Origin of the sequence: Serratia sp. JSRIV004 (assembly GCF_019968705.1) — a bacterium.
GTDB classification, from domain to species: Bacteria; Pseudomonadota; Gammaproteobacteria; order Enterobacterales; family Enterobacteriaceae; genus Chania; species Chania fonticola_B.
Window position 1 is genome coordinate 1,096,979 of the sequence record NZ_CP074140.1, and the last position, 12,902, is coordinate 1,109,880.

12 protein-coding genes are annotated in these 12,902 nt (G+C 54.7%); 10 read left to right on the forward strand and 2 right to left on the reverse strand.

Annotated elements, in window-relative coordinates:
• Positions 1–91: 91 nt before the first annotated feature.
• The 7 genes from KGP21_RS05180 to KGP21_RS05210 all read left to right on the forward strand — a co-directional run bounded on the left by KGP21_RS05180 (position 92) and on the right by KGP21_RS05210 (position 7,310).
• On the forward strand, positions 92–769 hold the full coding sequence (locus tag KGP21_RS05180; RefSeq protein ID WP_021179357.1) for a molecular chaperone: 678 nt from the start codon (positions 92–94) through the stop codon (positions 767–769).
• An 83-nt stretch (positions 770–852) separates the two neighbouring features.
• Positions 853–3,420, forward strand: coding sequence for a fimbria/pilus outer membrane usher protein (locus tag KGP21_RS05185; RefSeq protein ID WP_094982137.1), 2,568 nt, complete (start codon positions 853–855; stop codon positions 3,418–3,420).
• 6 nt (positions 3,421–3,426) lie between these two features.
• Entirely contained in the window at positions 3,427–4,455 is a 1,029-nt protein-coding gene (locus tag KGP21_RS05190) for a fimbrial protein (RefSeq protein WP_223537435.1), read from the forward strand.
• 71 nt (positions 4,456–4,526) lie between these two features.
• Positions 4,527–5,051 carry a fimbrial protein gene (locus KGP21_RS05195; protein ID WP_223537436.1) on the forward strand — a complete coding sequence of 175 codons (525 nt, stop codon included), beginning with the start codon at positions 4,527–4,529 and terminating at the stop codon, positions 5,049–5,051.
• A gap of 175 nt (positions 5,052–5,226) precedes the next feature.
• On the forward strand, positions 5,227–5,919 hold the full coding sequence (locus KGP21_RS05200) for a response regulator transcription factor (RefSeq protein WP_080661042.1): 693 nt from the start codon (positions 5,227–5,229) through the stop codon (positions 5,917–5,919).
• A 9-nt stretch (positions 5,920–5,928) separates the two neighbouring features.
• On the forward strand, positions 5,929–6,630 hold the full coding sequence (locus tag KGP21_RS05205) for a response regulator transcription factor (protein ID WP_059199762.1): 702 nt from the start codon (positions 5,929–5,931) through the stop codon (positions 6,628–6,630).
• Between the two features lie 20 nt (positions 6,631–6,650).
• Positions 6,651–7,310, forward strand: coding sequence for a helix-turn-helix transcriptional regulator (locus KGP21_RS05210; protein ID WP_166734100.1), 660 nt, complete (start codon positions 6,651–6,653; stop codon positions 7,308–7,310).
• Between the two features lie 109 nt (positions 7,311–7,419).
• Here KGP21_RS05210 and nadC read toward each other — a convergent pair whose 3' ends face one another.
• Positions 7,420–8,310: a carboxylating nicotinate-nucleotide diphosphorylase gene (gene nadC / locus KGP21_RS05215; RefSeq protein WP_115159084.1), complete on the reverse strand. Its 891-nt coding sequence runs from the start codon at positions 8,308–8,310 to the stop codon at positions 7,420–7,422.
• A gap of 211 nt (positions 8,311–8,521) precedes the next feature.
• On the opposite strand from nadC, the gene KGP21_RS05220 reads away from it, so the two are divergent.
• From KGP21_RS05220 to ampE, 3 genes are all read left to right on the forward strand, one after another.
• Entirely contained in the window at positions 8,522–9,676 is a 1,155-nt protein-coding gene (locus KGP21_RS05220; RefSeq protein WP_371822648.1) for an IS481 family transposase, read from the forward strand.
• 312 nt (positions 9,677–9,988) lie between these two features.
• On the forward strand, positions 9,989–10,357 hold the full coding sequence (locus tag KGP21_RS05225) for a hypothetical protein (RefSeq protein WP_223498886.1): 369 nt from the start codon (positions 9,989–9,991) through the stop codon (positions 10,355–10,357).
• A gap of 355 nt (positions 10,358–10,712) precedes the next feature.
• On the forward strand, positions 10,713–11,567 hold the full coding sequence (gene ampE, locus KGP21_RS05230; protein WP_059199766.1) for a beta-lactamase regulator AmpE: 855 nt from the start codon (positions 10,713–10,715) through the stop codon (positions 11,565–11,567).
• 37 nt (positions 11,568–11,604) lie between these two features.
• Here the strand turns inward: ampE and hemL are convergent, their stop codons facing one another.
• The gene (gene hemL / locus KGP21_RS05235) at positions 11,605–12,894 is read right to left on the reverse strand and encodes a glutamate-1-semialdehyde 2,1-aminomutase (protein ID WP_071682213.1); all 1,290 of its coding nucleotides are present in this window, start codon (positions 12,892–12,894) and stop codon (positions 11,605–11,607) included.
• Positions 12,895–12,902: the final 8 nt, after the last annotated feature.

Sequence of the window (12,902 nt, forward strand, 5' to 3'; positions counted from 1 at the left end):
CTTTACCAATTCGACGTAGAGATTAGTTGTTCTGATTTCAGGCCGGCGGTAGTTGAGCTGGCCTTTATGTCTCATTTCACGGGGTGTTTGTATGAAATTTATTCCTGCCACGGTGCTGACGAGCTTGCTGATGATGAGCTGTGCTGCTCAGGCCGGTGTGGTTGTGGGCGGTACGCGCCTGATTTATGAAGGCGGTAAAAAGGAGTCTTCACTGAGCGTCAGTAACCCGGACAAGGGGCCGTACCTCATCCAGACCTGGGTAGAGACCACCGCAGGTGGCGCTGAGAAAGCCCCCTTTGTGGTGACCCCGCCGCTGTTCCGCCTGGATGGCGACCAGAAAAACGTCCTGCGCGTGGTGCGTGCCGGGGGCAATCTGCCCTCAGATAAAGAATCGTTGTATTGGATGAACATCAAGTCCATCCCCGCAGCCAGCAAAGCTGAAGTCCGCAATACGCTGCAAATTGCAGTGAAGACGCGCATCAAGCTGATTTACCGCCCGGAGGGCATCAAAGGCACGCCGGAGCAAGTCACAGAGAAACTGACCTGGCAACGCAGTGGTAATCACCTGCAGGTGAACAACCCGACGCCGTTTTATATGAACTTCTATGAGGTCAAGGTTGCAGGCAAGAAATTGAGCGATGTGACCTATGTGGCTCCGATGAGTACGGCAAGCTTTGCACTGCCAACCGGAGTGAGCGGCGGCCCGCTCAGTTGGAAAATTATCAATGATTACGGGGCGGTAAGCAAAGAGCAACTCGCGTCGTTATAGCCTTCAGAGAGCAGGGATCCCCACAGGCTGTGGGGCACAGGACACAGGGGTAGTTTCACCCTGTAGGCAATGGAGTCAAACGGATGAATAATTATAAAAGCCAGGCCGGGCACTCGCCGCGCGTCAGCCGGTTGGCGTATTTGATCGCTACCCAGCTGGCATTGATGGGAACCCTATCTTTTAGCGTACAGGCGCGTGACTATTTTAACCCTGCACTGCTGCAAATGGATAACCCAAACCAGGGCGCAACAGATTTAACGGTTTTTGAAGAAGGCATAGGTCAGGCACCGGGCACCTATCGGGTCGATATCTATCTCAATAACGAACAGCAGGACACACGAGATGTGACGTTCAGTATGCAAAAAGGGGATGATGGCAAAGAGCATCTGCAACCTTGTCTGAGCGTAGAGCAACTTAATGCCTTGGGGGTGAAAACCGATTTATTCCCAGGGCTCGGTGATGTCAAGTCACAATGCGCCAACATCAGTGCCATTCCCCAGGCCAGCGCCAAGTTCCGTTTCAGCGAACAGCAATTACTGATCAGTATTCCTCAGGCAGCCCTCTCACAGAAAGCGCGTGGTTACGTTCCTGAAAGCCAATGGGATCAAGGTATCCCGGCATTGCTGCTCAACTACAGCATGAGCGGAGCCAACACTTATGCACGCAATGGGAATAACCAAGACAGCAACAGCCAGTTCGTCAACCTGCGGCCGGGTGTCAACCTCGGGGCGTGGCGGTTGCGTAACTACACGACCTGGAGCCGAAGCAGTGACGGCCAGGATAAATGGGACACCATCTATACCTATGCCCAGCGTGACATTATCGCGCTGAAAAGTCAGATGACGCTGGGGGATAGCAGTTCGCCTTCGGACGTGTTCGACAGCGTACCGTTCCGTGGTGGGCAGTTGGCCTCTGACGACGAAATGATACCGGACAGCCTGAAGGGCTATGCGCCAATGGTACGGGGTATTGCACGAACCAATGCGCAGGTGACTATCCGCCAGAACGGTTATGTGATTTACCAGACCTACGTGGCGCCAGGTGCGTTTGAAATCAACGATATGTTCCCTACCGGGGGCAGCGGCGACCTGCTGGTGACCATTAAGGAAGCCGACGGTAGCCAACAGCAGATGGTAGTGCCGTTTGCCTCGCTGCCCGTGCTGCAGCGTCAAGGTCGTTTGAAGTACTCGCTCACCAGCGGGCAGTACCGTTCTTATGACAACAGCATAGACAAGACCCTGTTTAGCCAGGGTACAGCGATTTATGGTTTACCCAATGGCTTTACCGCCTACGGCGGTGGCCAGTTTGCCAGTAAGTACCAGTCTGTGGCCTTGGGGCTGGGCAAGAACATGGGTGACATCGGTGCCATATCGGCAGACGTGACCCAGGCATGGTCTACGATGCAAGACCAACCTAAGACCGATGGCCAATCATGGCGAGTTCGTTACAGCAAGAACCTGGTACAGACGGGGACCAACTTCTCGATTGCCGGATACCGTTACTCAACGGCGGGCTACTACAGTTTGCAGGAAGTATTGGACACCTACCGTGACGGTAGTAGTTACCGGCTCACCGACCGCAAGCGCAACCGCAGCGAGTTGACCATCAGCCAGAACCTGGGAGATGCGGCGGGAACCCTGTCATTAAACTGGGTCAGCGAAGATTACTGGAACAGCGATCGTACCTTACGCTCGATTGGTGTCGGCTATAACAACAGCTGGAACGGTATCAGCTACGGGTTGAGCTACAGCTATAACGAAAACTCGACGGCCAGTGGCAACAGCAGTGGCGCCATTTATGACCGCGATCAGATCTTTGCGCTTAACGTCAGCATGCCGCTGGATCGTTGGTTGAGCAGGACTTATGCCAGCTACAACCTGAACACCAGCCAGAAGGGGTCCACCAACAACTCCGTCGGTCTGAACGGTACGGCGTTAGCGGACAACAACCTGAGTTGGGGCGTACAGCAAAGCTATGGCAACAAAGGCATCGGCAACGGCGGCAACCTGAATGCCGACTATCGCGGTACCTATGGGGAAGTGTTGGCGGGCTATGCCTACGATCGCAACAATCAACGACTGAACTACGGCCTGCAGGGCGGCATTATAGCGCACCAGGACGGGGTGACCTTCGGCCAGCCGTTGGGGGAAACCATTGCGCTGGTGAAAGCGCCAGGAGCTGGTGGCACGGGGGTTAACAACCAGACCGGGGTTAAAACCGACTGGCGTGGTTATGCCATCGTGCCGTACGTCAGTCCTTATCGCAAGAATCAGGTGCAGTTGAATACCGAGACTTTGGCGGATGACGTTGAGGTGGAGTTGACCTCTCAGAACGTGGTGCCAACCCGTGGTGCTGTAGTTCGAGCCAACTTCCAGGCCAACGTGGGCCAGCGAATACTGATGACTCTGTTACGCCAGGGCGGCGCACCGGTACCGTTCGGTGCCACGGTGAGCGATCCGGCACAGAAAACGGCACAGGGCTTTATCGTCGGGGACGGTGGCCAGGTTTATCTGACCGGGATGGCAGACAGCGGCAGCCTGAATGTGAAGTGGGGCAGCGGTTCAGACCAACAGTGTCAGGTGAGTTACTCACTGACAAAACAGACAACGGAAAGTGCTGGCATTCAGATGCTGAATGCGCAGTGCCGGTAAGGAACGATGATGAAGTTAATCAGGTTAGTTAAATTAACATTGGGCGGCCTGCTGTGCCTGTCTTCCGTATCAAGCTTTGCGGCAACCGGGTGGTGTACCACTGTACGCGGCACGCAGATATATAACTTCCCCTTTGTCAAACAGTACGACAATCCAGCGGACAACAAGGCTGGCATGTATTTTAATCGAACCTACCAGTGGAATTTAGCGGCGAATTACGCTGCCAACTGTGATTGTACCACCCCGGCCATAACCTACTATAAGGCAGTGGTACCGGGCAATCTGACAGCTACGCGGGACTTTGATGGATTACATTTTTATTCATTAAATAAATATCTGGAAGTGGCTACTGAATTATGGATTGGAGGGGAAAGGAGGGAACACGTAGCCACCCCATTCAACGACGAGGGCAATAAATTTGTCAGCGCCTGTTCGGGTGTAACGAACTGGATATCCGGTGCTAATGGCTATGTGTCTTTATACTTTACCCGGCCATTTGTGGGGCAGGTCGTCATCCCAAGCACTAAGATCCTGGACCTTTATGGCTCAAAAGTCAGTGGATCCTATGGCGGGATGCCGATGTCGTCTGTCTATATGAGCGGATCGGTAACGGTACCACAATCTTGTGAAATTAATGCCGGGCAGGTCATTAATGTCAAGTTTGGCAATATCATGTCAAATGACATCAAGGATCCCGGTGAAATTGCCAAGGGGTTTACCCCCAAAGTCGTTGATATGACGCTGGCCTGTAACAATATTTCTAACGGTGTTGTCGTCAGCTTATCCTTTAGTGGTGAGCCATCGGGGGGGGACCCAACCGCATTGAAGACGGACAATAATGATATCGGGGTTCGGGTACGTGACGCGAACGGTAATATCGTGCCGCCGGTCAATGGAAATCTGCCTGTCACCTTCGACTATTCATCACAAACTGGCACCAGCTCTATGAGTCTGGCACCGATGAACGTGACTGGCAATCCCCCGGCGATAGGGCAGTTTAATGCCGTGGCCACCATTAATGCAGAAATTAATTAAGTTTTTTTAACTCAAGGAAATCAGGCAGGAATTCCCTGCCTGAATACAGACGGGAACAGTAAGGAAACCTCATGAAAAAACAAACTCAACGTACGCTGCTGGCCTTATTGGTTTTGGGGACCGGTGTTAATCAGGCAGTGGCAGCTCCAACTCAAGTTAATATTACCGGCGTTGTGGTCGCTTCTCCCTGCACGGTAGATACCACCAACTCAGACTTGAACGTTGATCTGGGGACCAGTCAGGCGAAGGACCTGGCGACGGCAGGAAACACCTCCACGGCGAAGCCATTCAAGCTGATATTGAAGGACTGTCCAACTGCAACCACCAAGGTTACCGCCTCGTTTAGCGGTACGGCGGATACCGAGGCTGGCGGGCGTTACGCGACGACTAGCGGTACGGGGATGGCAGATAACGTGGCGGTAGAAGTGGCGCAAGATGTGTCCCCGTATACCTTGCAAAACCCGGGGTCTACCATGGAAACGACAGTGGTAGGAAACACGGCAACATTCGCATTGAGAGCCAGTGCTTATGCTAAAGGGGTGGTTACGCCGGGTAATATTGCTTCGGTAATGTCAGTCGACTTTTCCTATAACTGATGAGCCAAGTCAGTTATCGCGGCGGGTAAAACACGGTCAAGTTTAGACGGCCGGCGTTGGTTTCCCTGGCCGCTGTGTGTATTGGCGTAGCAAGCTTTAACATCGGCACCCGAGTCTATTTTGGGTGCCAGCACCTATCAGGACAAGCTGAGTCATTAATAACGGAACTATTATCATGATGACATCAACCGTATGGAACAACACACCCCTACCGAAAATGCAGACGGCATGCCGCATCGACCGGGTATTGCTCATGGATGCTTGCCCGATAACGCGTGCCGGGATCTGCTCTGCATTCCAGCCACCACAGTTTCAGATCATGGATTGTGTGCACGTAGAAAAGGTGTGCGATCTGCCAGTGGCGATGCAGCAAGGCAAGGTGGATGTGGTGATCACCGAACTGTGTGGCGAAGGTGAGTCGGTATTGGAGGGGCTGCGAATGATTAGCCATTTACGCCAGTACTGGGCACGGGTGCCGCTTATCGTCGCCACCTCTTTGCAGGAACCGCACCTGCTTGCACAGTTGAGAACGTTGAGGGTCAGCGGTATCTACCTTAAACAGGATCCCCTGTCATCACTGACACAAGGCGTTCTCTGCGCGATGGCGGGGTTGTCCAGTCTTAGCCCGTCGGCGGTGAACCTGATTGGCAATGGCGCGCCGTCATTATCGCTAACCGGACGTGAGATGGACGTACTGGAGTGCCTGTTTGCTGGCAGAACCGTGACCGACACGGCGCGGGTGCTAGCTCGGGATGTACGCACCATCAGCACCCATAAACGCCGTGCCATGATTAAGCTCGGTTTCCATAGTGATAGCGATCTCTATACCCGTGGAGATTATCTGGCGCGTAATGGATTACTGATCTAGGAGTCGCTCATGAATACGCCTTTATCGGTTGTCAAATTAGCCGTTGTTGCCCCTATCCCCTTGCTTCAGGCAGGGATGGCACATTTTATTCAGAACCTTGATCCCCCTATGCATCTGGTGGTGATGGTCTCTTCGCTTGAGCAATTGCTGGCGCAATGGGCGCCGCCACAGATTGACCTGTTGGCGGTGGTGCTCAGTGGCTCGCCGCAGGAGATTGCCCGCGACACGCAACAGTTGCTGATGCTCTCTGAACGTGCGCCCGCGCTGCGTATTGTGGTGTGCACCTATTGCCGGGACATTGCGTTGTTGACGCGATTGAATCTCCGGCCGCACATCAGCCTGCTTGCCCGCCAGGAGTCGCAGGAGCAGACTCGCCGTGATATGGCACAGGCGCTGACCGGTGCCAAGGTTTGTAGCCCCAGTATGGCCATGTACCTGCTGCACAGTGCCACTCCTGCGCAAGTGCAGGACAGCTTGGTGGTGTTGACGCAGGCGGAACATAAGGTACTGGAGTACTTGCAGCAAGGAATGAGCGTTTCTGACGTGGCTGATTTACTGCATCGCAGTGTCAAAACCATCAGCGCACATAAGTGCAATAGCATGCGCAAGTTGGGGGTTCGCAATGATGCGGAACTGTTCCAGCATTTACGCAGTCAGGTCACCGATGCGCCCTACAACACGCCGAATTCCCCCTGGTATGTCGCGACATGATTAGCCAGAAGCGGTACCGGGTGGCAGTCGTTTCACCGTGCCGTTTCTTTCAGGCTGGGATCTGGCCGTTGCTCAATACCCACTCGCTATCGCGGGTCTGGCACTGCCAGAAAGCCGCTGAAGCGCAATGGTATCTGGATGAACAGCCGGTGGATGTGCTGGTTATGTCATTGCACGTTGGGCAACAGGCAGACTTATTGTCAGCCTTGCGCTTTATTCAGCAGGTGCGGATCTCTTTTCCCGGCGTTGCGCTGATGGCTATTCTGGATGACCCCATTCCTTATCTGGTGACTCGGTTGCGCCGTCTGGGGGTGAGACATATCGTGGATCTGGGACAACCGTTAGTCTTGTGGCATACGCATTTACGTCAGATTCTGTTGGGTGAGGATAGCCGGGCTGGCTGCACTTTACCGGGGTGTGATGAGGAAACGTTGTCTATGGGAGAGCGGCAGGTGGTCGAGTACCTGATACAGGGCATGACTCCCGCTGAAATTGCCGCGCTGACGAGGCGCAGTATCAAAACCATCTCCACACAGAAGGGCATAGCCATGCACAAGCTGGGGATCCGCCACTATGCCCAGCTTATCGCGATACAACGCGTCTTTACCGACAGTTGGCTGCCCCATGACGGAGTCCAGATGGTCGGGGAACTGACCCCAAGCCTTTGGTACTATTGCTGAGCTTATCAACGTGTTCGCTTGAATCCGCATTGGTAGATAGGGAGATGCAGTGTGAGTGGCTCTCACATAAGGTACAACGCCCCAGGAAGAGGCGTTGCCAATAACAGGCTCAGTTAAAACGCATTGACAGATCGAGCGCGGTAACGTGTTTGGTCAGCGCCCCGACAGAGATATAATCCACCCCGGTTTCGGCAAACTCGCGCAGGGTTTGATCGGTGACGTTGCCGGAAACTTCCAACTGCGTGCGTCCCTGGGCCAGGGCAACGGCATCACGCATCATCTCGACGCTGAAATTATCCAGCATCACAATATCGGCACCGGCATCCAGCGCCTGTTGCAGCTCATCCAACGATTCGACCTCCACTTCTACCGGCACGTCGGCATGCAGCCAGAAGGCTTTCTCTACCGCGTTTTTGATCGAGCCAGAAGCAATGATGTGGTTTTCCTTGATCAGGAAAGCATCCGAGAGGCCGAGACGGTGATTGCTGCCACCGCCGCACAGCACGGCGTATTTCAGCGCGGTGCGTAGGCCAGGCAGTGTCTTGCGGGTGTCCAGCAGCCGGGTTTGTGTGCCTTGCAGCAACGCTACATAGCGGCTTACCGCCGTGGCTACGCCGGACAGCGTTTGAACAAAGTTCAGCGCGGTACGTTCGCCCGTCAGCAGTATACGCGCTGGGCCGCTCAGGCGGCATAGCGGCTGGTTGGGTGCCAGTTTATCGCCATCTTCCACCAACCACTCGATCTTCACCTGTCCACCCAGTTGGATAAACACCTCTTCCAACCAGCGGCGGCCACAGAAAACGCCGGGTTCACGGGTGATCACCGTGGCATTGGCCTGCTTATCTGCGGGTAGCAGTTGTGCGGTGATATCGCGCTCGGCATCCACGGTGCCCCCCAGATCTTCGCTCAGCGCCTGGGCGACGGTGGCAGGGACATCATTGGCAATACGTTCGAGAAGCGCGGTACGGCGGCTGTCGGCACTGTAGCGACGGGTCGGCATGGCAAACTCCGGAAATGGGCTATAAGCGGTGAGTGCACATGCTACTCTGTTTTACAGCCCCGTGCCAGTCGCGAGTTCTACGTAATATCAATAGGTTAGTGATGCTGTAATCCCCCTCACCCTAACCCTCTCCCTGTACAGACCGGGGACATCATGAACACTTGTTCGGGGACATGGTAGACACTTACAACATAGGTATGAGTACTTCTGAGTGGAGTTGCTTATGCCGTGGGATGAGAGATCTGCCATGTCATTACGTACCGAGTTTGTGCTTTTCGCCTCGCAAGAAGGCGCTAATATCCGTGCGCTATGCCGTCAGTTCGGCATAGCGCCTGCTACCGCATACAAGTGGTTACATCGCTGGCACTCTGATGGGCGCGCCGGTCTGAACGAACGTTCTCGAGCGCCACACCATTCCCCCAGCAGAACCTCTGACACCGTTGTCCAACATCTCCGCGCTGCACACCTGGCCCATCCGATGTGGGGCGCACGCAAGCTCAAGCGGTGGCTCGAGATGCAGGGGCATACGTTACCGGCCGCCAGCACCGTGCATAACCTCATGCGCCGCCATGACCTGCTACCGGGCGGTCCGTCACCGGCGCCCACCGTCGGACGCTTTGAACATGACGCCCCGAACCGACTCTGGCAGATGGACTTTAAAGGCCACTTCCCCTTCGCCGAAGGGCGTTGTCATCCGCTGACCTTGCTGGATGACCATTCGCGCTTCTCGCTCTGTCTGGCGCACTGCCCGGACGAGCGACGTGTCACCGTGCAGTCACAGTTGATAGCGGTGTTCGAACGTTATGGCTTGCCGGAGAGAATGACCATGGATAATGGTGCCCCCTGGGGCGACACGACGGGCAGTTGGACCGCGCTGGAACTGTGGCTGATGCGTCAGGGTATCCGGGTGGGTCACTCTCGGCCTTATCATCCTCAGACTCAGGGTAAGCTGGAGCGCTTCCACCGCAGCCTGAAGGCAGAGCTCCTGCAGGGACGGTGGTTTACCCATGCCGCGCAGTTGCAGGAGGTGTTCGACGCCTGGCGAGATACCTACAACCTGGAACGCCCACACGAAGCCCTGTCAATGGCGGTGCCAGCGTCCCGTTATCAGCCTTCATCGCGACAGTACAATGGCAATCCGGCGGCAGCCGAGTATGACGAGGGGGTCCTGGTCAGGAAAGTGGATGTCAGTGGAAAACTGAGCCTGAAAGGGATGGGTCTGAAAGTGGGCAAGGCCTTTATCGGTGAATATGTCGGGCTGAAGGAAAGTGAGAGAGAGGGCTACTACGAGATATGGTGGTACAGCACGAAAGTGGGGATGATCGACCTGAGAAATAGGTCGATCATCATGGGTAAAGGATGTTAAAAAGTGTTCACCATGTCCTTGAACACCTGTCTACCATGTCCCCGGTCTGTACACTCCCACAGGGAGAGGGGACTGAATGTGCCACAATTTTACGTCCACATCTGACCTTAACACATGCCGCGCCCCTACGGCGTGCCACCTTAGCCATGCTGCAAGTTGTTCTACCAACAGCACAACCGCATTGAATATCTCAACCTTCCCTTATTTGACATACTGTTTATCCAGACAGTATTCTGCTGGGTTAATAAAATCATCAATAGAATTTTGCAATAACTTATAACTTACACCACAGGTGTATTACGAGGATTTACTATGAAAAAGCTACCGTTAAATGTTCTCTATCGACTGTATAAAGCAGAGGCTGGCGATACCATTGATAACACTTATGTTCGTCTAACTGGCGGTTGGATGACCGACGATCGGCGTGATGTCGATGATAAAGGGTTGCTCCAGAGAAGTACTATCTACCAGTTCGCATTTAAGGATTTATCCGATGGGCAATACTATCAGGCAAGTCAAGCTGCCACAGAAATGATCGTTCCCGATTCCAACGGTTTCTCTGTGGTAAGGTATAAAGAGCCATTCAGTGATCGCTCGAATTACCCTCATACCGTGTATACTTGCCAATACTCAGCAACTAGAGTGAGCATGGCTGAATATACGGAAGCGTTGCAGCCTTAATATTATTGAAGGCCAATGGTGACGAACGTGTTTTTTAACCTATAACGTTTTCATCATAGGATAATCAGGCCTATATTCAGTATTAATAAGATACTGGATATAGGCCATTCACCGCGTTATTTTAGGACTACGTTTGGGCAACTGAAAATAGTGTCCGTCAAGATGATTTTTTGTACTGACTGACATCAACAGGCCGCGAGTGCCGGGGACAGTGCTTGATGTGGCGGCGCAGGTAACTAATCCATTTATTATCAATGCATTAAATTCACTTCGCGGAAACATGCTACTCTGCTGCTGGCACTCGTCCCATCGCAAGCATTATGCTGGGGAACAGACAGAAGGAGAGGATTAGCTAATGACGCTGTTTACGCTGTTACTGGTTTTGGCGTGGGAACGCCTGTTTAAACTGGGTGAGCATTGGCAGTTGGACCATCGTTTAGAAGTGGTGTTTCAGCGGCTGCATCGGTTTTCTTTGGCACAAACGTTGGCAATGACCCTGGTCTGGATGTTTATCGTCTGGGGCATTCTGTGGTTGGCCCAGGGCCTGTTCTTCGGCGTTGTGGCGCTACTGCTGTGGATTGTGATGGGTCTGCTGTGCGTTGGGGCCGGGATCACACGCAAACATTATCGGGCCTATTTGCAGGCCGCGCGGCAGGGCGATACCCACGCCAGCGATCAGATGGCGGAAGAGCTGGCGCTGATCCACGGTTTACCGGTGCAGTGCAGCGAGGCAGAGCGCCTGCGTGAACTGCAAAATGCCCTGTTGTGGATTAACTATCGCTACTATTTGGCACCGCTGTTCTGGTTTGCGGTGTGCGGGCCATACGGGCCGCTCGCTCTGGCGGGCTATGCTTTTCTGCGGGCCTACCAAACCTGGCTGGCACGGCATCATACACCGCTGCAACGCTCGCAAACGGGGATCGACTTCCTGCTGCATGTGTTGGACTGGATCCCGGTTCGTCTGGCAGGGGTAGCGTATGCGCTGATTGGACATGGCGAAAGGGCGCTGCCCGCGTGGTTTGCTTCGCTGGGGGATCGTCATACTTCGCAGTATCAGGTATTGACGCGTTTGGCGCAGTTCTCTCTGGCCCGTGAACCGCATATGGACCCGGTTCAGACGCCGCGCGCCGCGGTAACGTTAGCGCGTAAAGTGACCCTGATTGTGGTGGTCGTCGTGGCGATATTGACGATTTACGGTACCTTGCTCTGAAGATAACGGCGGGCGCAGAGTGGCGCCCGCCAGCAGATTACAGCTTGGCGAAGCAGCGGCGCGCGGCATCGACGGTGCGCTGAATATCTTCCTCGCTGTGTGCGACAGACATAAAGCCAGCCTCGAACGCCGACGGGGCCAGATAAACCCCCTCATCCAACATCAGATGGAAGAAGCGCTTGAAGCGCTCGACATCGCAACCCATCACGTCTTGATAGCAGGTGACCGTTGGCGCATCGGTAAAGAACAGCCCGAACATGCCGCCTACATGGTTGACCACGAACGGAATATTCTCTGCCTTGGCCGCCGCCAACAGGCCTTCTGCCAGCTTGTTGGTCAGTTCGGTCAAGGTCTGGTGAATGCCAACCTGGGAAACCTCGGTCAGGCAGGCGAAACCGGCGGCCATGGCAATCGGGTTGCCGGACAGCGTACCAGCCTGATACACCGGCCCGGTAGGTGCCAGAGCGGCCATCACTTCACGGCGGCCACCGAAGGCCCCCACCGGCATACCGCCACCGATAATTTTGCCCAGGCAGGTCAGATCTGGTACCACATCGTAATAAGACTGAGCACCGGCCAGCGCGACGCGGAAACCGGTCATCACTTCGTCGATGATCAACAGCGCACCATACTTGTCGCACAGGGCGCGCAGGCCCGGAAGGAAGTCTGGCAGCGGTGGAATGCAGTTCATGTTGCCCGCCACTGGCTCAACGATGATGCAGGCGATCTCTGAAGGGTACTGCTCGAATGCGGTACGCACGGAGTCGAGATCGTTATAGGTACAGGTCAGCGTGTGCTTGGCGAAGTCTGCCGGCACGCCCGGTGAGTTCGGCTGCCCCAGCGTCAGTGCGCCGGAACCGGCTTTCACCAACAGGCAGTCGGCGTGGCCGTGGTAGCAGCCTTCAAACTTGATGATCTTGTCGCGGTTGGTGTAACCCCGAGCCAGACGAATGGCGCTCATGGTGGCTTCGGTACCGGAGTTCACCATACGCACCATATCCATAGTTGGGACCAGATTGGTCACCAGCTCGGCCATTTTCACTTCCATCTCGGTAGGTGCGCCGAAGCTCAGGCCGCGCTGTGCCGCCTCGATCACCGCATTGCGGATCGCCGGATGGTTATGGCCCAGCACCATCGGGCCCCAGGAACCGACATAATCGATATAGGCTTTACCATCGGCATCAAACAGATAGGCACCGTCGGCACGTTCGATAAACAGCGGGGTACCGCCTACACCGGTGAATGCACGCACTGGGGAGTTGACTCCGCCTGGGATCAGCTGTTGCGCCTGGGCGTACAGACTTTCGGACTTACTGTGTAAGCTCATAAACCGGC

Coding starts and splice junctions, on each gene's coding strand:
- KGP21_RS05180 (WP_021179357.1), top strand. CDS start 92: ATGAAATTTATTCCTGCCACGGTGCTGACGAGCTTGCTGATGATGAGC.
- KGP21_RS05185 (WP_094982137.1), top strand. CDS start 853: ATGAATAATTATAAAAGCCAGGCCGGGCACTCGCCGCGCGTCAGCCGG.
- KGP21_RS05190 (WP_223537435.1), top strand. CDS start 3,427: ATGATGAAGTTAATCAGGTTAGTTAAATTAACATTGGGCGGCCTGCTG.
- KGP21_RS05195 (WP_223537436.1), top strand. CDS start 4,527: ATGAAAAAACAAACTCAACGTACGCTGCTGGCCTTATTGGTTTTGGGG.
- KGP21_RS05200 (WP_080661042.1), top strand. CDS start 5,227: ATGATGACATCAACCGTATGGAACAACACACCCCTACCGAAAATGCAG.
- KGP21_RS05205 (WP_059199762.1), top strand. CDS start 5,929: ATGAATACGCCTTTATCGGTTGTCAAATTAGCCGTTGTTGCCCCTATC.
- nadC (WP_115159084.1), bottom strand. CDS start 8,310: ATGCCGACCCGTCGCTACAGTGCCGACAGCCGCCGTACCGCGCTTCTC.
- KGP21_RS05225 (WP_223498886.1), top strand. CDS start 9,989: ATGAAAAAGCTACCGTTAAATGTTCTCTATCGACTGTATAAAGCAGAG.
- ampE (WP_059199766.1), top strand. CDS start 10,713: ATGACGCTGTTTACGCTGTTACTGGTTTTGGCGTGGGAACGCCTGTTT.
- hemL (WP_071682213.1), bottom strand. CDS start 12,894: ATGAGCTTACACAGTAAGTCCGAAAGTCTGTACGCCCAGGCGCAACAG.